Source organism: Bradyrhizobium sp. USDA 4369 (genome assembly GCF_054056435.1).
Window position 1 is genome coordinate 2,038,878 of the sequence record NZ_JBSRYH010000001.1, and the last position, 21,778, is coordinate 2,060,655.

Annotated in this window: 21 protein-coding genes; 7 read left to right on the forward strand and 14 right to left on the reverse strand. The window is 63.1% G+C overall.

The window, feature by feature from the left end; genetic code table 11:
- Positions 1 to 5 precede the first annotated feature (5 nt).
- Positions 6 to 575: an IS5 family transposase gene (locus ACVIJ6_RS09150; protein ID WP_456772452.1), complete on the forward strand. Its 570-nt coding sequence runs from the start codon at positions 6 to 8 to the stop codon at positions 573 to 575.
- A gap of 138 nt (positions 576 to 713) precedes the next feature.
- On the opposite strand, the gene ACVIJ6_RS09155 is transcribed toward ACVIJ6_RS09150, so the two are convergent.
- The 10 genes from ACVIJ6_RS09155 to ACVIJ6_RS09200 form a co-directional block, all read right to left on the reverse strand.
- Positions 714 to 1,349 (reverse strand): response regulator transcription factor, encoded by a 636-nt coding sequence (locus ACVIJ6_RS09155; protein ID WP_012040863.1) that lies wholly within the window; start codon positions 1,347 to 1,349, stop codon positions 714 to 716.
- A gap of 497 nt (positions 1,350 to 1,846) precedes the next feature.
- Positions 1,847 to 2,356: a response regulator gene (locus ACVIJ6_RS09160; RefSeq protein WP_012040862.1), complete on the reverse strand. Its 510-nt coding sequence runs from the start codon at positions 2,354 to 2,356 to the stop codon at positions 1,847 to 1,849.
- Positions 2,357 to 2,547: 191 nt separating this feature from the next.
- A complete protein-coding gene (locus tag ACVIJ6_RS09165) occupies positions 2,548 to 2,871 on the reverse strand; it encodes a PilZ domain-containing protein (RefSeq protein WP_456772453.1) in 324 nt (107 codons plus the stop codon).
- 33 nt (positions 2,872 to 2,904) lie between these two features.
- Positions 2,905 to 3,774 (reverse strand): CheR family methyltransferase, encoded by an 870-nt coding sequence (locus ACVIJ6_RS09170; protein WP_456772454.1) that lies wholly within the window; start codon positions 3,772 to 3,774, stop codon positions 2,905 to 2,907.
- A gap of 29 nt (positions 3,775 to 3,803) precedes the next feature.
- The gene (locus ACVIJ6_RS09175) at positions 3,804 to 4,193 is read right to left on the reverse strand and encodes a response regulator (RefSeq protein ID WP_012040859.1); all 390 of its coding nucleotides are present in this window, start codon (positions 4,191 to 4,193) and stop codon (positions 3,804 to 3,806) included.
- A 30-nt stretch (positions 4,194 to 4,223) separates the two neighbouring features.
- Complete coding sequence (locus ACVIJ6_RS09180; RefSeq protein ID WP_456772455.1) at positions 4,224 to 4,697, reverse strand: chemotaxis protein CheW; 474 nt, start codon at positions 4,695 to 4,697, stop codon at positions 4,224 to 4,226.
- 25 nt (positions 4,698 to 4,722) lie between these two features.
- Positions 4,723 to 7,518: a hybrid sensor histidine kinase/response regulator gene (locus tag ACVIJ6_RS09185; RefSeq protein ID WP_456772456.1), complete on the reverse strand. Its 2,796-nt coding sequence runs from the start codon at positions 7,516 to 7,518 to the stop codon at positions 4,723 to 4,725.
- Positions 7,519 to 7,773: 255 nt separating this feature from the next.
- The gene (gene flbT, locus ACVIJ6_RS09190) at positions 7,774 to 8,169 is read right to left on the reverse strand and encodes a flagellar biosynthesis repressor FlbT (protein WP_456772457.1); all 396 of its coding nucleotides are present in this window, start codon (positions 8,167 to 8,169) and stop codon (positions 7,774 to 7,776) included.
- 200 nt (positions 8,170 to 8,369) lie between these two features.
- The gene (locus tag ACVIJ6_RS09195; RefSeq protein WP_456772458.1) at positions 8,370 to 9,914 is read right to left on the reverse strand and encodes a flagellin N-terminal helical domain-containing protein; all 1,545 of its coding nucleotides are present in this window, start codon (positions 9,912 to 9,914) and stop codon (positions 8,370 to 8,372) included.
- A gap of 301 nt (positions 9,915 to 10,215) precedes the next feature.
- Positions 10,216 to 10,956, reverse strand: a complete 741-nt coding sequence (locus ACVIJ6_RS09200) for a histidine kinase dimerization/phospho-acceptor domain-containing protein (RefSeq protein WP_456772459.1) — start codon at positions 10,954 to 10,956, stop codon at positions 10,216 to 10,218.
- A 678-nt stretch (positions 10,957 to 11,634) separates the two neighbouring features.
- Between ACVIJ6_RS09200 and ACVIJ6_RS09205 the strand changes: the two genes are divergently transcribed.
- The 5 genes from ACVIJ6_RS09205 (at position 11,635) to ACVIJ6_RS09225 (ending at position 16,669) form a co-directional block, all read left to right on the forward strand.
- Positions 11,635 to 12,351, forward strand: a complete 717-nt coding sequence (locus ACVIJ6_RS09205) for a Crp/Fnr family transcriptional regulator (RefSeq protein WP_456776939.1) — start codon at positions 11,635 to 11,637, stop codon at positions 12,349 to 12,351.
- A gap of 229 nt (positions 12,352 to 12,580) precedes the next feature.
- Entirely contained in the window at positions 12,581 to 12,970 is a 390-nt protein-coding gene (locus ACVIJ6_RS09210) for a response regulator (RefSeq protein WP_006614400.1), read from the forward strand.
- 242 nt (positions 12,971 to 13,212) lie between these two features.
- Positions 13,213 to 13,632: a response regulator gene (locus ACVIJ6_RS09215; RefSeq protein ID WP_456772460.1), complete on the forward strand. Its 420-nt coding sequence runs from the start codon at positions 13,213 to 13,215 to the stop codon at positions 13,630 to 13,632.
- The gene (locus ACVIJ6_RS09220; protein ID WP_456772461.1) at positions 13,632 to 16,184 is read left to right on the forward strand and encodes an ATP-binding protein; all 2,553 of its coding nucleotides are present in this window, start codon (positions 13,632 to 13,634) and stop codon (positions 16,182 to 16,184) included. The genes ACVIJ6_RS09215 and ACVIJ6_RS09220 overlap by 1 nt, the downstream gene beginning before the upstream one ends.
- A 239-nt stretch (positions 16,185 to 16,423) precedes the next feature.
- On the forward strand, positions 16,424 to 16,669 hold the full coding sequence (locus ACVIJ6_RS09225; RefSeq protein ID WP_456772462.1) for a hypothetical protein: 246 nt from the start codon (positions 16,424 to 16,426) through the stop codon (positions 16,667 to 16,669).
- A 181-nt stretch (positions 16,670 to 16,850) separates the two neighbouring features.
- On the opposite strand, the gene ACVIJ6_RS09230 is transcribed toward ACVIJ6_RS09225, so the two are convergent.
- Positions 16,851 to 17,471 carry a response regulator transcription factor gene (locus tag ACVIJ6_RS09230; protein WP_456772463.1) on the reverse strand — a complete coding sequence of 207 codons (621 nt, stop codon included), beginning with the start codon at positions 17,469 to 17,471 and terminating at the stop codon, positions 16,851 to 16,853.
- 308 nt (positions 17,472 to 17,779) lie between these two features.
- Between ACVIJ6_RS09230 and ACVIJ6_RS09235 the strand changes: the two genes are divergently transcribed.
- Positions 17,780 to 18,928, forward strand: a complete 1,149-nt coding sequence (locus ACVIJ6_RS09235) for a hypothetical protein (RefSeq protein WP_456772464.1) — start codon at positions 17,780 to 17,782, stop codon at positions 18,926 to 18,928.
- Positions 18,929 to 18,957: 29 nt separating this feature from the next.
- Here ACVIJ6_RS09235 and ipdC read toward each other — a convergent pair whose 3' ends face one another.
- The 3 genes from ipdC to ACVIJ6_RS09250 form a co-directional block, all read right to left on the reverse strand.
- Positions 18,958 to 20,595 (reverse strand): indolepyruvate/phenylpyruvate decarboxylase, encoded by a 1,638-nt coding sequence (gene ipdC, locus ACVIJ6_RS09240; protein ID WP_456772465.1) that lies wholly within the window; start codon positions 20,593 to 20,595, stop codon positions 18,958 to 18,960.
- Between the two features lie 80 nt (positions 20,596 to 20,675).
- Complete coding sequence (locus ACVIJ6_RS09245; protein ID WP_456772466.1) at positions 20,676 to 20,900, reverse strand: hypothetical protein; 225 nt, start codon at positions 20,898 to 20,900, stop codon at positions 20,676 to 20,678.
- A gap of 145 nt (positions 20,901 to 21,045) precedes the next feature.
- Complete coding sequence (locus ACVIJ6_RS09250) at positions 21,046 to 21,738, reverse strand: DUF2848 domain-containing protein (RefSeq protein WP_456772467.1); 693 nt, start codon at positions 21,736 to 21,738, stop codon at positions 21,046 to 21,048.
- Positions 21,739 to 21,778 lie beyond the last annotated feature (40 nt).

The following is a 21,778-nucleotide window of genomic DNA, read 5'->3' on the forward strand; positions in this document are numbered from 1 at the left end:
AACCGTTGGTCCAAAGCCGGGATCTGGCTGCGGATTTTCGAGACGCTTGCGGCGCAATCGCCCCAATCCTTGCATCTGATCGACTCCTCGATCATTCGCGCTCACCAGCACGCCGCCGGCGGAAAAAAGGGGGCCCGGATCACGCCATCGGCCGTTCTCGTGGAGGACTGAGCACCAAGATCAACGCCGTCGTGGACGAGAACGGCCTGCCCTTGCGGATCGTGCTCTCAGCCGGCCAAGCTCAGACAAAACCGCCGTCGCGGCCCCGTTGGAAGGACGACCTCCTGCCCGCGCCCTTATTGCCGATCGCGGCTACGACGTCCAAGCCATTGTCGAACTGGTCCGCCAGCACGGCTGGCCAAGCGCATATCCCGAGCCAGCGCGATCGCAAAGTTCAGCGCTCGGTCGATCCGAGGCTCTATCGCCAACGCAACCTGATCGAGCGCTTCTTCTGCAAGCTCAAACACTTCCGCCGCGTCGCCACGCGCTTCGACAAGCCCGCCAGAAATTTCCTCGCCGCTGTCCTGCTGGCTTCAACAAGAATTTGGCTCAGAGCCTATGAGTCCACGACCTAGGCCGGTCAGCCGCCCACCCAGAGAACAGAAGCGAATGAGCCCGCCGGGGGCCCCGGTTCCGAGCCAGCAGCAGGCACCCCACCGGCAAGACGCCTGTTCCGACGTGCATTCCCAGGATGGGAACGCAGCCCTCGTTTGTTAATTGGTACGCGACGCCGTCATCACGATGCGGATCAGATCGGCGGCATTCCGCGCCCCAAGCTTCTTCATGATGTTGGCGCGATGGTCCTCAATGGTACGCGGGCTGATGCCAAGCGTGCGACCCGCCTCCTTGTTCGAAGCACCTGCCGTGAACTGTTCCAGCACCTCACGCTCACGCCGCGTGAGCGGTTCGCGGCCGGGGAAATGCAGCGACCCGATCTTGGGCGAAGCATTCTCCTTCTGTCGGCGTGCGAAGGCGCCGATCGCTTCGTTCAGGCGGGCCACGATCTCGCTTCCGCGGAACGGCTTCTCGATGAAGTCGAGGGCACCGTATTTGATGGCGTTCACAGCCATCGGAATATCTCCTTGCCCGGAAATCATGAAAATGGGCGCGGGATAATCCTCGCCGTGAAGTTCCCGGAGAATGTCGAGGCCCGACTTTCCGGGGATATGCACGTCGAGCAGGATGCAGGCGGGCGTCCGGCTTCGCGCAACGGCCAGCAGCGCCGCGCCATCCGCGAAGCAGATCACTTCGTAGCCACCGGCCGACAAAACCATCGAGAGTGTGTCGCGTACGGCCGGATCGTCGTCGACGACAAAAATCTCACCGCGGGAATTTGCTTGTTCAGCCATGGGCGATTGCTCTTGCAAAGGAGAAGAAACAATGAAAGCGCGTCTTATGATACCACATTCAGCAGGCGTTTTGAGCACCCGTATTTGTACGGTTTGTGATCCTAACCCACAAGTAGTAGCGGCGGATCACTCACCGAGATCACGAGAACACGAACTCGGCGCGATCTCAAGACGCTCTTTATGCGCCTCTTGCTGCCGTGCAAAACACATCGGCGCCGCGCAAATCATGATCAAGGTCAAATTTCCAAGTCGTGTTCCCAAATCCCGTTTCCAAGTCCCGTTCCCAGGTCGCGGCTGCGCTCCCGGTCAAAACGCATGATCGCTGCACCTGGACCACATCGATAAGGGGCTGAGACGGTCCGTACTCTGCACAGCATCCGACACAACAGGCCGACGTCTCGTCGGACTGCCATTGTTTTCATCAAATGCGGACGAAACTGGGAAGATGCATCTCATCGAGGCGGCTCGAAACAGCGGCACGCACCTCTGTCATGAGTTCAGGATCGATGTTTCGCGGCAACACTCTCGGCGGCCACGCCGCCCCAGGTGTGTACAACTGGCAAACCCAACGCTGTCTTGCCGAGATTGGCCAAGAAGATTCGAAGTGCGGCCAAATCGACCGGCTTGGGCAGGCTCTGCAGGTCAATGCCGAGCGAGCGTGCATAGAGCCGGGCCGCGATTCGCCGCGCCGCATCCATCCCGCTGATGACGATGACCGAACCCGCGAACCGGCTATCCGCAATGGCCTTGAGGACCTCGGTCCCGTCTCCGTCTTCCAGCATCAGATCGAGGGTCACGCAATCGAAGCGCTTGTGGCCGATCTCGCGGATCGCCTCAGCGCAGCTTGCGACCACCGTGACCGCGTGGCCGGCCTGCTTCGCCGCCAGTGAAATCAAGGTTCGTTGGGACGCATCGTCGTCGACGACCAAGAGCTGCAGCGCACGCCGGTCGCCCTCCTCCGCGGCGTCCGGGCGGCGACTAGCAAGTTCCGAACTCATGACCGACATGGGCCGTTCCTGGAAAGATTGACTGACCGTTTCGTCATACACGTCGGACCCTGCGCTGGCGTAAATCAGTTCCGGAAAAACGGACACAGACCTTAGCATTTGCGCAGGAAACCAGCCCGAAGAACCAGTTCCACGGAAAAACGACGCCCACCTGGCTGAGGCCCGCGCAGGTGCCGGGCCACACGCGTAGGCTAGTTCACTGTCGCTTCCTGACCTGACGAAGCGCCTCCGCGCTTCTTCTTGTTCTTGCCCTTGATGAACTGGATGTCCATCTCAGCGCCGTTGACCCGGACCAGTTCGCAACGGCGATAAGCGAGCCCCGTCGAGGACAGCAGCAGAAAGAACTCCTTCAGATTGAGGCCCTGGATCGAACCTTCGACGGTCAAGACCGCGTCATTGTCCGAAATGGCGTTGAGCTGGCAATCGCGTCGCCATGTCCCGTCGATGCCCATGATGCAGACATCGTAGCCTCGGCTGAAGGTGACGCGCTCCGTACCCTTGTTCTCTTCAGACATCTTTGTGTCCTGTCAGGCTGCGATAAAGGCGGCTTAGTTTCCTGCCGCCGCGACCCGGGGCATTCCCGGCGCCGGTGGCTTGGCGGAGGAAGCGGCACCGCTTGGACGATACAGGCCGCGCCGATCAGCCAACGGCTTGAAGACGTCGGTGAGGCCGACCACGGTTTCCGCCGCACCCAGCACCAGGAACCCGTCCGGCTCCATCTGCTTGGCGAGCCGGTTGAAGATATTGATCTTCGTGTCCTGGTCGAAATAGATCAGCACGTTGCGGCAGAAGATGACGTCGAAGGTCCCCAGCTGCGAAAAATCGTGCAGCAGGTTGAGCTGACGATGCTGCACCATGCCGCGAACGTCGGAATTGATCTGCCAGAGCTCACCGGCCTGCTTGAAGTATTTGACCAGAAGTTGGATCGGCAGACCGCGCTGCACCTCGAACTGGCTGTAGAGTCCGGCCTTCGATTTCTCGAGCACTTCCTGTGAGAGATCGGTCGCGAGAATCTCGACGCGCCATCCATTGAGCGCGGCGCTCATCTCCTTGAGCGACATCGCCAGGGAATAGGGCTCCTGCCCCGTCGAGCATGCGGCGCACCAGATCCGGATCGACTTGCGACCGGCGCGCGCCTTCAGCAGCTCCGGCATGATCACGTCGCGGAAATGATCGAACGGGACCTTGTCACGGAAGAAGAACGTCTCGTTGGTCGTCATGGCTTCGACGACCTGGCTGATCAAGGCGCTCGACCCGTCCTTCAGCTTCTGGACGAGATCGCTGATGCTGGAGAGGCCGGCCTTGCGCGCAAGCGGAAGCAGGCGGCTCTCGATCAGATATTGCTTGTCGGCTGACAGGTCGAGACCGGACTTGTCTCGGAGCAGCTTGCGCAGGAACTCATAATCTGGCTGGTTCACGGACGGCCTCTTCTGGGCAGAGGAAGGGATCAGGCGGACTCGGCTGACATTGCCTGGATGAGACCAACTTCCTGGAACTTAGCGGCGACGATTTCCTTGTCGAACGGCTTCATGATGTACTCGTTGGCGCCGGCATTCAGCGCGCGCGAGATATGATCGATGTCATTCTCGGTGGTGCAAAACACCACCTTCGGGCCCTCGCCTCCGGGCAGCCGGCGCAACCGACCGAGGAAATCATAGCCGTCCATGACCGGCATGTTCCAGTCGAGCAGAATCGCCTCGGGCAGGCTCTTGGTGCAGAGCTCCAGCGCCTGCTCACCATCTTCCGCCTCGACGACCGAGAAGCCCAGCTCCTCAAGGATACGGCGCGCGATCTTGCGGACCACGCTGGAGTCATCCACGACCAGACAGCTTTTCATTTTGATCTCCCCTATGGGATGGTTGAGAGGCTAGGCGGCGATAGCTGCCTTGGGCAGGAGCTCGAGGACGCGATCGACATCGAGGATGACCATCAGCTGGCCATCGAGGCGGTGGACACCGCCGGCGAATTTGGCCATGCGCGGATCGAGGTTGACGGGATTTTCCTCCCGGCTCGCCTCCGGCAGCCGCAGCACCTCGCCGATCTGATCGATCAGCAGGCCATAGGACTCGCCGCGCAGGTCGACGCCGACCGCCATCGGCGGCTTGCCGTCGTCGGCCCTGGCAAGGCCGAGGCGCGCCCGCATGTCGATCACGGTGACGATGCGGCCGCGCAAGTTCAGCACGCCGGCGATCTCGGCCGACGACAGTGGCACCCGCGTGACACGCTCCGGCATGAACACGTCCTGCACCCGCGAGATCGGCAGGCCAAACAGCTGGCCGCCGATGACGGCAGTCACGAATTCGGAGGCCGCGCCGTCAGTGGTCTCGATCTTACTGCTCATCGCACGCTACTCCTGCAGGTTGCTGTTACGCGGCGCGCCGGTTGGCTTCGGCCCGCGCCCGCTCCTCGATCTGTTCCTTGAGCGCCGCGATCAGACCTGGCCGGTCGAACTTGGCGATGTAGTCGTAGAGCCCGGCCTGGCGGCCGCGCTCGATCGCCGCCGGCGACACCAGCGACGATACCGCGATGACCGGCAGCTGGTTCAGGTTCTGGTCGGAGCGGATCGCCTCGGCGAACTCGAAGCCGTTCATCTCCGGCATCTCGATGTCGGTGACGACGATGTCGAACGTATGCCCCGAGCGCAGCGTCGCGAGGCCTTCGATTGCGGAAGCCGCCGTGCGCACCTTGTAGCCGGCCGACTTCAGGACCGGCGCCAGCATGTTGCGGAAGAACGGCGAGTCATCGACCAGCAAGACCGATTGCGTCTGCGCCTCGGTGGCCATCTCCTTGCGGATGAACCAGTCGGCGAACGCCATCGGCAGGAAGTGGCCGACGTCGATGACTTCGGTCGCCTGGCCCTTGATCACCGCCGAGCCGAGGATACCGTCCTTGGCGCCGGACACCTGGATGTGGAGCCGCTCTTCCACGATATCGATGATCTCGTCGACCACGAGGCCCATCGCGCGGGTCTCGTCGGCGAACACCAGGATCGGCTGCGATCCCGTGGTCTGCACCGAGACGCCTTCCATCTGCACCAGCGGCATCAGCTGATCGCGGTACTGCACCATATAGCGGCCGTTGGAGATCTCGATCTTGTCGGCCGCGATCTCCTCCAGGCGCGTGACGAGCGCCAGCGGCACCGCCTTGGGATGCGCCGTGCCGGCGCGGAACACCAAGAGCGAGGTCAGCTGCTCGCCGCCAACGGCATGATGCGCGGCATGCTCGTCGGCGACCGCCTGCGAGGCCGAGCCGGCGGCGCCGAGCGCCTTGGCGATGCCGTTCGGATCGATGATCATGATGACCGCGCCGTCACCGAGGATGGTGTTGCCCGAGAACATGTCGATGTGCCGCAGCTTGGTCGACATCGGCTTGACCACGATTTCCTCGGTGTGGAACACGCAGTCCACCACGATGCCGAAGGTCTGGTTGCCGACCTGCGTCACCACGATGAAGCCGTTCTCCGGATCGGTCGACGAGCCGTCGTCGATCTTCAGGAGCTTCTTCAGATGCATCAGCGGCAAGAGCTTGTTGCGCAGGCGCAGGACGGCGGTGTCCTTGATGCGCTCGATGCGATGCTCGGAATTGGCGCGGGCGCGCACCAGCTCGACGACAGCCAATTGCGGGATCGCGAAGCGGTCGCCGCCGGCTTCCACGATCAGCGCCGAGACGATGGCGAGCGTCAGCGGGATCTTGATGGTGACGGAGGACCCCTCGCCGGCCACCGACTTGATATCGATGGTGCCGCCGATCTGGTCGATATTGGTGCGCACCACATCCATGCCGACGCCGCGGCCGGACACCGAGGTGACGGCGGCGGCCGTCGAGAAGCCCGGCTCGAAGATGAATTTGTGGATCTGCGCTTCCGTCATCTTCTCGAGCTCGGCCTCGGTGACGAGACCGTTCGCGACAGCCTTGGCCTTGATGCGCTCGGTGTTGAGGCCGCGACCATTGTCGGCGATGCAGATGATGATGTGGCCGCCTTCATGATAGGCGGAGAGACGGATCGTGCCCTGATCAGGCTTGTTGGCCGCGGCGCGCTCGGCCGGCGTCTCCAGGCCATGATCGGCGGAGTTGCGCACCATATGGGTGAGCGGGTCCTTGATCAGGTCGAGCACCTGGCGGTCGAGCTCGGTGTCGGCACCGTGCATCTCGAGCTCGATCTGCTTGCCGAGTTCGGTTGCGAGGTCGCGGACGATGCGCGGCAGCTTCTGCCAGGCATTGCCGATCGGCTGCATGCGCGTCTTCATGACGCCCTCCTGCAGCTCGGCGGTGACATTGGACAGCCGCTGCAGCGGTACCTTGAACTCGGTGTCCTCGTTGCGGCGGGCGATCTCGAGCAACTGGTTGCGCGTCAGCACCAGCTCGGAGACCATCGTCATCAGATGTTCGAGCGTGTCGACATTGACGCGGATCGACTGGTTGGCGACCTTGTCGTTCTCATGCACCTCGCCATCGGCATTGGCCTTGGCGCGCGCTGCCTTTTTCGGTGCTTCGGCTTTTGCCTCGGCCTTTGCCTCGACCTTGTTTTCGACCTTGGCCGGCTCGGCCTTCGGCGCAGGCGCGGCCGCTTTGGGCTCGGGCGCCTTCTCATGCGCGGGCGGCATCTCGATCGCGGTCTCGCGGAAGGCGCGTTCCAGCTCGTCGAGCGACACCTCGCCCGGACGCAGCGGACGCTCCAGGGTCTGGTCGATCAAGGAGCCCTGCGTCACCGCGGGCGCAGCCGGCGGCGCTGCGGGCGCGGCCGGCACCAGCGGCGGCGCAGCCGCACCGGCGGCCATCGCGGCCATGCCGCGTTCGACCATCGCCTCAAGCTCGCTGATCAGATCACGGTCCTCGCCTTCCGGCTCGGACTCATTGGCCTCGAGCTGCGCCAGCAGATCCTTGATGCGGTCGATGGTGGTGAGGATCAGCGTCACGGCCTCGCCGGTCACCGGCATGCCGTCACGGAATTTGCCCATCAGGGTCTCGGCGGCGTGCGCCAGCGCTTCGAGCCGCGGTAGGCCGAGGAAGCCGCAGGTCCCCTTGATCGTGTGCACCAGGCGGAAGATGTTATCGAGAATCTTGGCGTTGTTCGGCTCCTGCTCGAACCGCACCAACTGATTGTCGACGGTATCCAGGCTCTCGCTGGTCTCCGTCAGGAACTCACGCAACAGATCATCCATAGAACTGGCCTTCCAAGAATTGGCGCTGCGATCGCCGGGCGACCGCTGATCGTGTCATCGACGGTCGATCCGGAGCCACCACCATGCAGCTCGGCATCGAACCCGGCCGTCGGTTGGCTCGGCTCAACGGACTTTCCTCCGTGCCATCGTTAGGCCGGGCTTTTCTCCGTCCCGTTAATTTTAATGTCCGTGCAAATACGGAACCGCAGCCTGCGTTGGAGATCCGAGCGGATCGGTTCGCAGGTGCGGGGGACTTCAAGGCGACACCTGGACGGGCGCGATGGCCGGGCTTTCGCACTGGATCAGCATCCTGATCGCCTTCAACGCCTTGTAGAGAGCTCCCGCCGCAACATGGCGGTCCACAGTCTCGGCGAGAGCGGCGGCGTCCGGAACGGACTCCCGCAATTCGTTCATGCAGGCCAGGTAGGACGCGCGATAGCGGATCGCGTCGTTCTTGAGATACATGGTCTGGACGCAGTGATAGAGGCGCTTTGCCGGCGTGTCCGCCGTTTCGGCAGAGACGGTGTCGCGCTCGCGGAGGATCGGCACATCGCCTTCGACGATGAAGCACGCGCGCGTGTTCGAATTGACGATGACGCTGTCGCCGATCACGATCCGTTCGAACGGCTTCAGCTCGACCCGCAGCGGCATCCCCTGGATCTCCTCTCGGGAGCGGCACGGCCGGCGGGCTGCATCCTCGTCGATAGAGCAGGCTGTTGCGATAGGTCCGCGGCTTGCTCGCGGAAACCGGCGCAAGCGACCTCGAACGAGACCGGCGTGAATCCCGGACATTAGCCGAAAGCGGCGGGGACCAGCCCCGCCGCCTCCGATATTGATCGAACTGCCGCGCCTTAGCGCAGAAGCTGCAGCACGCTCGCCTGCGACTGGTTGGCAAGCGACAGCGCGGACACCGCGATCGACTGGCGGGTCGACAGCGCCTGGCTGTTGGCCGCTTCCTCATTGGTGTCGGCCAGAGTCAGGTTCGACGAACCGGTCTGCAGCACGTTGATCAGGTTCTTGTTGAAGTCCTGACGGACCTGCACGACCGACAGGTTCGAACCCAGCGTCGACGCCTCGTCCCGGAGCGTGGAGCTCGCGGTGTTGAGCACCTTGATCACCTTATTCGCCGAGTTGTTGTCGAGGAAGTCGGTGCCCGAGGTCAGGGTCGACAGACCCAGGCCGCCGGTGTTGAAGGTCACGCCGGTGATCGACAACGTGGACTTGCCGGTCTCGTTGAAGGTCAGCTTCAGCGTGTCGCCGTTCAGCAGGTTGATGCCGTTGAACGACGCGTCGGCTGCCGTCGTGTTGATCTGCGCCAGCACGTTGTTGTACTGCGCGACCAGGCTTGCCCGCTGCGACTGCGCGGTCGCATCAGCCACCGGAGCCGCCGCCGTCAGACCGTTGAAGGACTGGCTGGCCGCCGCCGCCGTACCACCGATCGCACCGATCGTCGAAGACGCTGCGTCGTTGGTGGTCGTGATGGAGATCTTGCCGGTCGCGGAGTCGACAGTGGCCTGCAGGTTGTTGGCCGCAAGCTTCGCGTTGAGGTCGTTCAACGAGTTGACCTGCCCTGTCCCAAGACCGAACGTGACACTGGTCGCCGTGCCACCTCCTGTGGCGCCGATCGTCAGAGTCTGCCCGGACAGGGAATTGCCGACCGCACTGAGACCGAGCTTGGCCAGTGACGTACCGGAAATGGTCAGGCCTGCCGCCGGAGGCGTCAGCGTGATCGCACCAGCCGTGATCGACGAGGTGACGCCGGTCGCGCTCTGGATGGTCGACAGCAGGTTCGTAACGCTGTCACCGATACCGATATTGGTGCCGGACGAGGAGGTGCCGGCGACAAAGGTAAAGGTGGTGCCGTTCACGACCAGCGTGTCGGCCGTGGTGATGCCGGTGGCCAGGTTGTTCGACGCAGTGCCTGCCGTGCCCGACAGCTTGGTCGAGCCGGTGATCGCCACCGCCGTCGAGGTATTGTCGTTCAGCACGGCCGAGCCGGTGACGGCGGTGGTGCTGGCACCGATCAGGCTGGTGGCGGTCGCACCGGTCAGCGCAGCCGACGTCACGGTCGACTTGGTGGAGTAGCCAACGGCGCTCTGCAGCACTTGGTTGGCGATCGACTTGGCGCTGTCGACGAGCTTCTGCAGCGAGGTGATGCCGGTGTTGGCGGCCTGCAAGACCTGCACGCCGTTGCCGATACCATCGAGCAGATTGGAGATGTCGGAAGCGCGGTTGTCGAGCCCCTGCGCGGTGAAGAAGTTGGTCGGGTTGTCGAGCGCCGAGTTGACCTTCTTGCCCGTGGAGAGGTTGTTCTGCGTGGTGGCGAGGAGCTGCGCCGTCGACTGGAGCGAGAGCAGATTCTGGCGCACCGACGCCGAGAGTACGATACCTGACATTGTCATTCCCTTCTGGATGAACACGAGTAAACATCGCCGCACCGTTCTGTCGGCGATGGTGCACACTGGTCCGCGGAATCCTACCCGTTCGTTAAATCAGGCCCGTTGCAGCCCGGCACGCGGGGCGCGACCTGCGTTAATCCTAATCGGCCGCTAATCAATTCAATGAAATGCAGATGAATCAGCGAATATTTCTGCACGATACACCCAATGCGCGCAGAAGCTCGTCCGCCCCTTGGGGCAGGCCAAGCCATGTTAAGATGTCGCTAACTATGAGACGGGTTGGACCCGCTGTCGCGCTTCAGTCCTGAACTGCACAGGGCAGAACGATCTCGACGCTTGCGGCAGAACCATCGGAGGTCTTCAGCGCGAGTTGCCCGTTCGACCGCATGACGAAGTCGGTGACCATGCGGATATCCGGAAACATCCGCTCCGCGGGGATGATCACCGTGGCGCTCGCGGTCGCTGTCACCGTAATCAGCACGTTGGATGAAGCTCCGTCGGAGTCGTCGCCCTCGGCGGCAGCGATGGCCTTCGCCAGGATATCGAGCTTGCCGCCATTCTCGATATTCGGTCGAGCCATGATCGCCAGACAGAGCAGCGCAGCCATCAGCTGGCCCGGATCGGCGAACACCGCAGGGACCGTCGGCTCGATCGATGTCGTGACCTCGACATCTGTCCCGAGCGTCGGTCGCAGCAGACGACCGACGTCGATCAACAGCTCGTTCAGCTCGACCGCGCATGGCTGCGGCGGCCGTCCGCGCGCGAACGACAGCAGCTGGGCCGTCATTCGTGCCCCGCGAGTCGCTGCCTCGTCGATCAATCGAGCGACGGCGGCGAGCTCGGGCCTGTCCTCGACAGCCTCGGCGAGAATGTCGATCGTCCCCGTGATCACGGTGAGAATGTTGTTGAAGTCGTGCAGCAGGCCGCCGGCAACCTGCCCGACAATCGCGAGACCGGGGTTCGGCTCGGTGGTGACCGGCTTGGCGGCGTTCGCGTCCTCGCTCTGGTGGTCGGACTGTTGATGGATCGGGAGCGCCATGAGTCTCAGGGTAGCTGCGATTGAAGATGATTGGCTTACTAACTATCAACAGGCACGCACGAACGACGGCGCGGCAGTGCGCATTCATGCGGCCGCGATGTTGGCTTTCATGGCTGATCAGCGATCCCGCCCAGAAGCCCACATCATCAGCTTCGAACCGACCTGCAGCTTACTGACAAGCTTGTCCCGGTACGCCACGTCAAGAAGTCGGCTGATGCCAGCACATCACGTTGAAGAACGCATCCGGTTGCAAACGATCCGTCAAACGAATCAGCGCATTTCTCTGCAATCTTGGCCCCAAGATGACCGCTGTCAATTGTGCCAAAGACTGTGAAAGCGATCGCAGGAGCGACACAACCGGAACTAGTACAGCCTCTTCGCTTTTTGAATGGGCGTTGGCATGGTGTCTCTGGGCAGCCGCCACCATCACTAGCCAGACCAGCAGGACGCTGTGCAGATTGTATACAGGCTGCGCTCAACGCTCGAAAGCGCTCAAACGTGCGAGCTGATGGCAGCACGGCGCCGCCTCTGCACATCAACGAGCACAGCCATGCGGTTGCATGCCGCGATGACTGATGTCCTGGTTGTTTTTTCTTGTCAGCGGATAGCACGCGGTTCTATGGAACCATGAGTGGATGAGATCTGCGAGGCACCGTTACCGCAATGCAGGAGATGGCTTTGGACCTAGGCTTGCGTTCTCCGAACGGCTTCCTTTCGTCGCTTTCCGACGAGGATTTCGAGTTGATCCGCCCTTACCTCCGGACGGTGGATCTGGTCCAGGACTCGGTTCTCGCCGAGGTGGGCGAGAAGCTGGCTCGCATTTACTTCCCGCATCGCGGCGTCATCTCGCTGGTCGTCAACCTTGCGCGTGGAGAACGCGTCCAGGTGGCGATGATCGGCCGAGATAGTTTTTTCGGCAGCATGTCGCTGCTCGGAGGCGGTGAGTCGTTGGTGCTCAACACCGCGGCGGTCCTCGTCCCGGGGGCCGCGTCGGTGGTCGACATAGAGCGAGTGCGGAATGCGGCCGAGCAGAGCGGGACGTTCCGCGCACAAATGCTGAGACATGCTCTTGCTGTATATCTGCAAAGCCAACAAACCGCCGGCTGCAACGCCGCCCACACGGTTGAGTCACGTCTCGCCCGTTGCCTCCTGCAGACCCACGACCTTTCGGGCGGCAACAAGCTTTACATCACGCAAGAGTCGCTGGCCCAGATGATTGGCGCCCGGCGCAACAGCGTGTCGCTGGTCGCCAGCACCCTGCAACAGGCCGACTTCATCCACTACAGCCGGGGCCACATCGAGATCATCGATCTGGAGGGGCTGAAGAAGACAGCTTGCGAATGCTACGGCACGGTCAAGTCCCAGTATGACCGGCTGATGCGGTGCCACCCCTGATCCTGGCCTGGCGCGACGATACGGGCGCTATCGGACGGAACGTTCCGTACAACTACGGACCACGGGTCCAACGACATCCTTCGCCCGGGCGGAATTAACGCGCTGTTCAACGGGCGCTGATAATTGTCGCGTTGCTGACGAGCGCGAGTTCCAAAAAAGCGTCGAATAATTTTCGTGCTGAAATATCTCGCCCGTGTTCGGCTTTTGACCAAACGCGCGGAGTAATGACATGGCCTTTGATCTGTCGATGCCGATCCTGGTGGTCGATGACTACGCCACGATGATCCGGATCATCCGCAACCTGCTGAAGCAGCTCGGATTCGAGAACGTCGACGACGCCAGTGATGGATCCGCTGCACTCGCCAAGATGCAGGCGAAGAAGTACGGCCTCGTGATCTCGGACTGGAACATGGAACCGATGACCGGCTACGACCTGCTGCGTGAGGTCCGCGCCAGCCCCGAATTGTCCAAGACTCCGTTCATCATGATTACGGCGGAATCCAAGACCGAGAACGTTATCGCCGCCAAGAAGGCCGGCGTCAGCAACTACATCGTCAAGCCATTCAATGCGGCGACCCTCAAAACCAAGATGGAAGCCGTGTTCGGCCCGGCCGAATAGTGCCCGTCTTCTCCGGATCAGCATAGCGGCCGGAGCGCCCCTCCGGCCGCTTCGTTTTTCAGCTCGTCTTCGCCGCGCGCTCTGGATCGTGGCGCGCGGGTCTCACGCGACGCACGCCTCCTGCCGGGCGATCGCCCCGTAGTTGTACGGAAGCCAAAATTTACGAGGGGGTCAGAGCCGGACGCTAGACCAGTTCCTGTTGCCGAGAACCGCGCTCGGGGTGGCAAGGGGACAAAAGATTCATGCGCAACGAGCTCCTCGTGATCGAAGATGCCGACGTGCATCTCTCCATCCTCAGAAAGATTGCGACCCAGGCCGGCTTCAACACGACGGGCGTAAGTTCGGTCGACGCAGCCTCCGCCATCCTTCGAACGAGGCGCTTCGATTGCGTCACGCTGGATCTGTCGCTCGGCGAGCGATCCGGCACGGAAGTGCTCCAACGCCTCGCCGAGCTCAAATATCGCGGCCCGATTCTCATCATCAGCGCCTCCGAGAACGACAGACTCGACGCCTCGGTAAGCATCGGCAATTTTCTTGAGCTGAACGTCTGCCCACCATTTTCGAAGCCGATCAATCTGCCTCTTCTCCGGCAGACCCTCAAGCAGATCGCGAGCGAGACCGATCGCCAGAAGCTGGTCCGACGGCAGGCTGGTAGAGGATGATGGACAAGAAGAAACGCGTTCTGGGTGCGCCGGCAGCAATCGCGCTCATCCTCATCTGCATCATCGCCGGCAGCAATCTGTTCTTTCTCACCAACCTGCGCGAGAACGCGCTGTTGCACGCAGAGGAGGATCTCAGCCGGCACAGCCTGACGCTCGCCGAAAACGCCGACCGCTCGGTGAAGTCGGTGGATCTCGTGCTGTCGAGCGTGAGGGACTATCTGGTGCGCGGCGGCGCCATCGACGCAGCGACCTACGGCAAAGTCGCCGCGGACTACCAGACCCATCTGCTGCTCAAGGAAAAGATCGCGGGACTTCCGCAGATCGATGCGGTGACGCTGATCGACGCGCAGGGCCGGCTGCTCAATTTCTCGCGCTACTGGCCCATACCTGACGTCAACATTTCCGACCGCGATTACTTCAAGGCGCTGAAGGGCGACTCGGCGCTGCGCAGCTACGTCAGCACGCCCGTGCAGAACCGTGGCGACGGCACCTGGAACATCTACTTTGCGCGACGGCTGGACGACGGCAAGGGCGAGTTCATGGGGCTGCTGCTCGGCGCCATGTCGGTCCCCCATCTCGAAAACTTCTTCGGCTCGACCGCGCTGGGCCTCGATGCCTCAGTTTCCCTGATCCGCGAAGATGGCATCCTGCTTGCCCACTTCCCGCCGACCAGCGAGATCGGAAAGTCGACCTCCGGCTTCGGCCAGCGCGCGCTGGCCGCCGGCGGTGTGCTGCGTGAGCTCTCGGGCCGGACCGGCGAGATGCGCCTGCGCGCGGCGAAGATGCTGCCCAGCTATCCCGCCATGATCGTCGTATCGGTGCCGGAGCAGCACGTCCTGAAAGCCTGGCGCGCGATGGCAACGCTGCTGGTCATCATGTCCCTGGTGAGTGCCACCGCGGTCCTCGCAGCGGCCGTCCTGATCTCCCGCTTGTGGGAACGGCATGAACACCTGATCGAGGCGGCTGAGGCCGCAAATGCGGCGAAATCGACCTTTGTCGCAATGATGAGCCACGAGATCCGCACGCCGATGAACGCGGTGCTCGGACTCGCCACCACGCTGCTCGAGACCAACCTCGACCCCGAACAACGCCGCTCAGTGGTTGCGATCCATAATGCGGGCGATAATCTGCTCGAGATCCTCAATGACATCCTCGATTTCTCGAAGCTCGAATCGGGGCAGCTGTCGCTGGAGGACATCGCATTCTCCGCCGAGGCGCTGGTTCACAACACGCTGAGCATCATCGGCCCACGCGCCTCGGCCAAGGATCTCAAGCTGAGAAGCGTGAATGACCCCGCAGTGCCGCCGGCGCTGGTCGGAGATGCAGGACGCATTCGTCAGATCCTGCTGAATCTCGTATCCAATGCGGTAAAGTTCACGGCCGCCGGCGAGGTCGTGATCACGACCCGTTGCCTCGCCAAGGACGATGTGAAGGCCACGGTCGAATGGACGGTCACCGATACTGGAATCGGTATCCCAGCCGACAAGATCGGCTCGCTGTTCGCGAACTTCGTTCAGGCCGACAACTCGATCAGCCGTCGTTTCGGCGGATCAGGACTGGGACTCGCCATTTGCAGGCGGCTCACCGAACAGATGGGCGGCGAAATTGACGTGACCTCGACGCTGGGACGCGGCTCGACCTTCTCGTTCCGCCTGACGTTACCTATCGCCGAAGCCGTCGCGGTGCCCGAGCAGAATGACGACAGCATCTATGCAGCCCTGCAGAGCCGCATCGCCGCCTATGGCCGGCCATTGCGCGTTCTGGTCGTCGACGACAACCCGACCAACCGGCTCGTCGCCACCAAGATGCTCAAGGATTTCGACATCCAGACCGACACCGCCTGCGACGGCGCCGAAGCGGTCACGGCAGCGAGCCGCTTCAACTATGACTTGATCCTGATGGATGTGCGGATGCCGGAGATGGACGGCTTCCAGGCAACACGAACCATCCGCGCGCGCGGCGAGCGCCGCTCGAACGTGCCGATCATCGCGTTCACCGCGAATGCCTTCATGGAAGACATCCGCGCCTGTCGCGAAGCGGGAATGAACGATTTCGTGGTCAAGCCGGCCCGCAAGAAAGCGCTTGTCGAAGCCATTTTGCGCGTGCTGCCGGCCCGCACCATGGCAATCGAGACGATCGCCTCGGACGCACCGCCGCTCGCCCCGGCGGAACAGGACGACATGCCGGCGGAGTTTTCGGCCGAGGCAGAGATCCCCGCGGAACCGGCGCTCGACCGGGAAGCCTTCGCGGAGCTGGTGGGCGAAATCGGCGACGACGCCGCGCAAGAGATTCGCAATGTCTTCTTCAGCGAAACCGATGCGCGCTTGAAGCTGTTCCGGAAACTGTCTCTCGATAGCGAGCGCATCAAGATCGGCCGTGAGGCGCATTCTCTGAAGAGCGCAGCCGGAACGTTCGGCTATCGGCGGCTCGCGACCTATGCACTCGCGCTGGAGAAGAGCGCACCCCGCCTATCGCCGAGGGAATATTCCGAGCTGCTCGACAACATCGATGCCGCCTATGAAGCAGCTCGAGCACAGGAGCTGCAATACTGAGGGAGCGCGGGCCCGCAGCCAGGGACGCGCACTCATCCGGCAACAATCTTGGAACCGCGGGACGAGTTGGCGCAAACAGCGACCGACAAGAGAACGGCTGATGCAGATCGGAGAGATTCGCCGATCGCGATACCGGCAATTCCTTACAATGAGTTGACGCCGTACTTCTACGGCTCACGATTTTCACAATCAACTAATCATGAGCTGCGAGACTGGCGGATACATAGGAGATGTGTCCCATGTTTACATTTGAAACCGCCGACCAGAAGGAAGTCAGGCGTTTCCGAATCGCGCAGTTCAACGGCCGGACCGCGACAGTGAAATCCGGCGGAGCCACGATCACGGGCCACGTCCGCTCCGTGATGGAAAAGGAAGCCAGCGTTCCGCCACGCTGGACGATTACGCTCGTGCCGACGCCCGCCAAGGCACAGGCTCCATTGCGCCCAGCGTCCCGCGTTCGTCCTTTCGCCGAGGATTATTTCTGATAGACGAGCAGCCCGGATCTCGAGCGGCTCGCCAAGCGCCTGATCGATACGATCGCAGGGCCGCCGCATCTCCCGACACAGCAGCAACCGCGATCCGCGATCGATACCCAACCATCATCGCGGTCGATTCTACTCGTTTGGCTGCGGCTTAGTCCGCAAGACAACCCGCAGCCAGGTGGAATCATCCGATCTGATTGAGTAAGGCCGCGCGAACCAGCTCGGCGGTGTTGCGTGCACCCAGCTTGCGCATCGCCTCGGCGCGATGGCTTTCGAAAGTACGCGGGCTGATCCCCATGCGCAGCGCGCCCTCCTTGTTCGAGTGTCCTGCGCTGATCAATTCGAGCACCTCGCGCTCGCGAGGGGTTAGCGACTTGTTGGTCCGGCCTGGGTGTCTTGGCGTCGTAGCCGTCCCGATAACGACGGAATCCTGGCCCGGCGGGCTTCGCGGCGCCGAGCCGTATTGCGGCTGCGCACCAGCCATTTGGCTGACCAGCGTGCAAATCCGCTCTGTCTGCATCAGCGCGTTGTCGACGATCATCTGGACGTGGCGTCGGTCGCTGGGCGTCCTGGCGATGTCATCGCTCCGCTGCTTGATCTCACCCATGTAGAGCATCAGCGCCGTGAGCGAGCCGTTGAGCTGGCCGGTCAAGGCGACAAGTCCGTCGGACGGCTCGGCCTGTGCCGGGACGAGTGCACCCAGCGCCTCGGCGCGAGGGGGCGCCAAGCCGCAGTCGTTAACTTTCGGCTCGCTCGACAGGGCGACGCCGCGATCGTCGGGAAGTCTGTGTCTCAGCTGTGCCATGCCTCATCTTGACGACTCGGCAACTTTAACATGGTTAATATTGGAACCCGTAACAATACGGGATTTTCCGCGGAACTCCCGCAAACGTCGAGAAATTTCCCTCATGAGCTGCACAGCTGGAAGTTAACCCTCGGAGGGCGATATGACTCTGAGACGGCGGGACCGACCGGCCATTCCGAGCGAACAGGCCATGGTTTGGCGGCTTTGTTTACCGGAATTAATCGAGCACCAACTGTTTCGTGGTTCGATATTCCCGTTCTCGCCCATAGAGGCGAGCGGGTTCGGACATTCAGCTGACAGCCAGACGCATGGGACCGGTCGACCGGATCTGGGAATTTCTGCAGCGGTTGTCGCCGTTGACGCGGAGCTGTCTTCTCAGCGAGCTGGAGCGGCTCGAGCTGAGCGGTGTCGACATGCCCGGATCGGCGGATATCCAGGCACGCCTGCGGGCCGAGATTCGCAAGGATGGCGTCGGCGGCCATCGGACGGCCAATCCCTCGCGCTACTTTTTCATGCCGGTGGAGCAGCTCCTGATCGACGGCTCACCGGAGCATGCCAATGAAGGCCGCATCGCCCGCGGCTCGCTGACGCCGATCTGGGAATGGATCTCGCGCGATCTGCTGCCGACCATGGCGCGCGACTATAATGCACAGATGCGGGACCTGATCGCGGCGGACAAGCAGCGGGAGATTCGCCAGGTCGCGAGTGCCTTCCAGACCAAGGTGACGAAGTCGCTGGAGGGCACGCTCGCGCGCGCTGACGGCATCGAGCAGGTTCGCAGCAAGCTCAAGGCCTATACGGCGTCGCCGTCGGTCTTCGACGATGTCGTCAAGCTGATGAAAGCGCTGCGCGCCCGCGACGAGCTCGCAAAGTTCGCCGACTCACTGCCGGATCGGATCGCCGAGTTCGACGACCCGCAGGTCAAGAAGATGGCGTTGCTGCTCGATGGCCTTCGCAAGAAGGAGCCGGAAGCGGTGCCATTCGCCCTGACGCTGGTGGCCAAGCGGCTGAAGGAGCCCTGGCAGGTGATGCGGCTGGCGACGAAGGCCGCACGAACGAAAAACGTCGCCGACGTCGTTGCGGCGCCCTATGCCATGACCATTCCGATGGTGCTCGATCAGCTGGAGGACAAGCGGCTTGCGCTGCGAATGGCCTTGAAGAACAACCGCGTGGTCACGGCCAAGGAGATCCTGACCAGCATCTACGAGATCGAATACGCGATCCAGGTGCGCATCGACCGCATCGAGGAGTCCGACTGGGGCGCACGGCTGGGGGCGATCATGATCAGCACTGACCGGATGGTCCAGGCCGAGATCAAACGGTTCCCGGACGAGGTCGGGCACGTGCTCGGCTCCAACCGCCTGCGCGGCCACCGTTCCCTCAGCGGACGCCTCACTTACCTGGCCTGGAAAGGCCGCGATGCGATCAAGACCGCATTGCGCTCGACGACGGGCTGAGGCGGACATCGGTCCGCCGATCGGCTTGCTCATCGCCTGGCCATCCGCTCACGCGCCGACTTGAACCCGGCAACGAAGCGCGCCAGCGTGTCCGATGTCTTGCCACGGGGGAGCATCACTTCGACCAGCGAGAACTGCCCGCGCCGTTCCACGGCGCGCTCGAGCGCGGCAACGAGCTCGGCCCGCGTGGTGACGCGTTCGCCGACACCGCCGATGGACTTGGCAATATCGGCGTAGTGCCAGTCGTCGAGATCGTTGAAGCGCGATTCCGGCTGGAACACCCGCAGCATCTCCCAGCTGCAATTGTTGAACAGCACCACGATCGGATCGAGACCGTAGCGCCGGCAATTGCCGAGCTCCCAGCCGGTCATCTGAAACGCTCCATCGCCGACGAGAATCAAAGGCCGCAGCCCGGTCGCCGCGACGCCGATGCCGGCCGGCACGCCAAACCCCATCCCGGCGTAGTAGCCGGGCGCAGCCAGCGCCGTGTTGTCGATCTCCATCGCCGTGAACAGGCAGTCGCCGATATCGGCGGTCATCGGCATCCGGTCATGGCGATCGAACATGTCGTTGATGGCGGTCGCGATGTCCGACGGCGCGATGGGATTGCCATCGGCGACCAGACCGCGCGGATAGGCCGAGCGCTGCCGGACCAGATCGGCCGGCGCCGCGCGCGGCGTCGCGCGATCGTCCAGCGCATCGATGAGATCGCCGAGCGGCATGTCACGATAGACATGGTGCCCAATCTGCACCTCGCGGCTCGCCGCCAGGATCATGCGGCGCGGGTCCGGCGCGCGGTTCGACAGCGCGAAATTCGTGTCCGACAGGATCACGCCGAGCATCAGCACCAGATCGGCATCCTCGACCAGCGCGGTAATCGTCGGATTCCCCGCAGCGCCGAGATAGGTGCCGGCGACGACATCGTCGGCCTGGTCGAGCAAGCCGCGTCCCATGAAGGTCGTGACCAGGGGCAGGCCCAGCTTGCGCGCCAGCGCCGCAATCCTGTCCTCGACTCCATAACGCCGGATCTCCACATCCACCACGATGACCGGGCGATCGGCGCGCGTGATACGGCCGAGGATCTCCTCGACGCACTCGCCGAGCGCGTCCTGATCGGCCCGCCGCGGCGGCAGCGGCACCACCGGCTCGGCTTCGACATCGACCATGTCGCGCGGGAATTCGAGATAGACCGGCAGCGACATTTCCTTCGCGCTGCGCAGCACACGCGCGATCTGCGCCGGCGCGGTGGCCGGGTCACTGAGAACGGCCTGATCGCAGGTGATCTCCTTGAACACCGCAAGCTGGGTATCCACCGTGCGGGCCTGGTGATGCAGCAGGAAGCCGGACACGCGCTCGCGCGCGCCAGGCGCGCCGGCAATGACCACGACGGGCGAGCGCTCGGCATAGGCGCCCGCGACCGAGTTCACGAGATTGAAGGCCCCGGCGCCATAGGTGACGACGGCGACGCCGAGGCCACCGTGATAACGGGCCGCGGCATCCGCCGCAAAGCCCACCGCCGGCTCATGACTGAGAGTGACGGCTGGCAGGATCCTGCTGTCCTCGATGACCTTGAACAGAGGCAGAACGAAATCGCCGGGAATGCCGAAGATCTCGCGGGCGCCGTGGTCCCTCAGAGCGGCAAGCAGCACATGAGCGAGAGCAGGCATCAGCGTCCTCCTGCGCAGGAGCGTCGACCGGTGCTACACGATGGGCGGCGCCATGCCAATGTCAGGGCCTCGCGATCGGTTCAATGGGCCGGAGCGGCCGGCGATACCTGATTGCTGCTCACCAAGGTCGCCGCCGGGCGGCCCTCCCGCTCGGCGTTGCGGGAGATGCCGAGCGACAGCGAGAACGACACCGCCAGCACCGCGATCATGCCAAGCTTCATCATCACCGTCCGGCGGTCGGTGATCGGCAGGAACAGGAAGAACAGCAGCGCAGCGGCGAGAGCCGCATCGAATATGTAGGTCATTTCCATCTCCATCGTTGCGATGGACAATGGCGCCGAGCGCGTCCGCCCGACTGTGGGACGCCTCACACAGCGCGCGAACGACATCCCGAGCGGTGCCAGCCAATCGCGCATCCTCTCTCGTTCCTCCGCTGCTCGTTCCTCCGCGCTAGCCCGCGATCACGCGCTGCTCGATCGCATAGGAGTGCCCGATCGTACGGTTCAGCACGGGATCGACGAGCTCGTAAGCGAACCGGTCGGCCGGGCGGATGCCGCCAATGGCAGCAAAAGTGCCGCCGAACATCGCGGTGCCCTCGGGCAGGCCGGCCTCGCCATAGCGGCGCGCGATCAGATCGGCCGGCGCCAGCATCCCGCTCAGCCTGCCCTCCTGATACAGCACGCGCTCGCCGCCGATCGTCGCATAGGCCCGCAGCACCAACTGGTCCCAATGCGCCAGGACATCGTCGACCAGCCACAGTTCGGGCGCGACCGGCTTGTCGCACATCTGCTTCGACACGGTGATATTGTAGGTCTCGACCTTGCGATCGGTGTGATCGGAACCGACGCCGACCAGCAGCCGGCCGCCGGCCTTCACCAGCACGAATTCGACCTCGCCGGACGAGTCGGCGCCGCTGACCTCGATCGTGTCCGACGTGGTGAGCCGGCGGGCCGCGACCTCGTAATAGATCGGCGTGGTCGCCGGGCGGGGGATGCCGAGCGCTTCCAGCTCGGCAATGTGCTTGTCGCGCGCCACCGGATCGCGCCCGGTCCAGCCGGCGATGACGAGGCGGTTCACCGTGACCTGCTGCCGCGTGGCCGTTCCGTCCGCGTGAACCAGAACATCGATCGTCGTGCCGCTCATCGTCTCACCGCCTCTCGCTGATCAGCACGCCGCTTAACCC

What these genes read in the sequence shown, in the direction of transcription:
- ACVIJ6_RS09155 (WP_012040863.1), bottom strand. Translation starts at nt 1,349, where the DNA reads ATGGCTGAACAAGCAAATTCCCGCGGTGAGATTTTTGTCGTCGACGAC.
- ACVIJ6_RS09160 (WP_012040862.1), bottom strand. Translation starts at nt 2,356, where the DNA reads ATGTCGGTCATGAGTTCGGAACTTGCTAGTCGCCGCCCGGACGCCGCG.
- ACVIJ6_RS09165 (WP_456772453.1), bottom strand. Translation starts at nt 2,871, where the DNA reads ATGTCTGAAGAGAACAAGGGTACGGAGCGCGTCACCTTCAGCCGAGGC.
- ACVIJ6_RS09175 (WP_012040859.1), bottom strand. Translation starts at nt 4,193, where the DNA reads ATGAAAAGCTGTCTGGTCGTGGATGACTCCAGCGTGGTCCGCAAGATC.
- ACVIJ6_RS09180 (WP_456772455.1), bottom strand. Translation starts at nt 4,697, where the DNA reads ATGAGCAGTAAGATCGAGACCACTGACGGCGCGGCCTCCGAATTCGTG.
- ACVIJ6_RS09185 (WP_456772456.1), bottom strand. Translation starts at nt 7,518, where the DNA reads ATGGATGATCTGTTGCGTGAGTTCCTGACGGAGACCAGCGAGAGCCTG.
- flbT (WP_456772457.1), bottom strand. Translation starts at nt 8,169, where the DNA reads ATGCCGCTGCGGGTCGAGCTGAAGCCGTTCGAACGGATCGTGATCGGC.
- ACVIJ6_RS09195 (WP_456772458.1), bottom strand. Translation starts at nt 9,914, where the DNA reads ATGTCAGGTATCGTACTCTCGGCGTCGGTGCGCCAGAATCTGCTCTCG.
- ACVIJ6_RS09200 (WP_456772459.1), bottom strand. Translation starts at nt 10,956, where the DNA reads ATGGCGCTCCCGATCCATCAACAGTCCGACCACCAGAGCGAGGACGCG.
- ACVIJ6_RS09210 (WP_006614400.1), top strand. Translation starts at nt 12,581, where the DNA reads ATGGCCTTTGATCTGTCGATGCCGATCCTGGTGGTCGATGACTACGCC.
- ACVIJ6_RS09215 (WP_456772460.1), top strand. Translation starts at nt 13,213, where the DNA reads ATGCGCAACGAGCTCCTCGTGATCGAAGATGCCGACGTGCATCTCTCC.
- ACVIJ6_RS09220 (WP_456772461.1), top strand. Translation starts at nt 13,632, where the DNA reads ATGGACAAGAAGAAACGCGTTCTGGGTGCGCCGGCAGCAATCGCGCTC.
- ACVIJ6_RS09225 (WP_456772462.1), top strand. Translation starts at nt 16,424, where the DNA reads ATGTTTACATTTGAAACCGCCGACCAGAAGGAAGTCAGGCGTTTCCGA.
- ACVIJ6_RS09230 (WP_456772463.1), bottom strand. Translation starts at nt 17,471, where the DNA reads ATGGCACAGCTGAGACACAGACTTCCCGACGATCGCGGCGTCGCCCTG.
- ACVIJ6_RS09235 (WP_456772464.1), top strand. Translation starts at nt 17,780, where the DNA reads ATGGGACCGGTCGACCGGATCTGGGAATTTCTGCAGCGGTTGTCGCCG.
- ipdC (WP_456772465.1), bottom strand. Translation starts at nt 20,595, where the DNA reads ATGCCTGCTCTCGCTCATGTGCTGCTTGCCGCTCTGAGGGACCACGGC.
- ACVIJ6_RS09245 (WP_456772466.1), bottom strand. Translation starts at nt 20,900, where the DNA reads ATGACCTACATATTCGATGCGGCTCTCGCCGCTGCGCTGCTGTTCTTC.
- ACVIJ6_RS09250 (WP_456772467.1), bottom strand. Translation starts at nt 21,738, where the DNA reads ATGAGCGGCACGACGATCGATGTTCTGGTTCACGCGGACGGAACGGCC.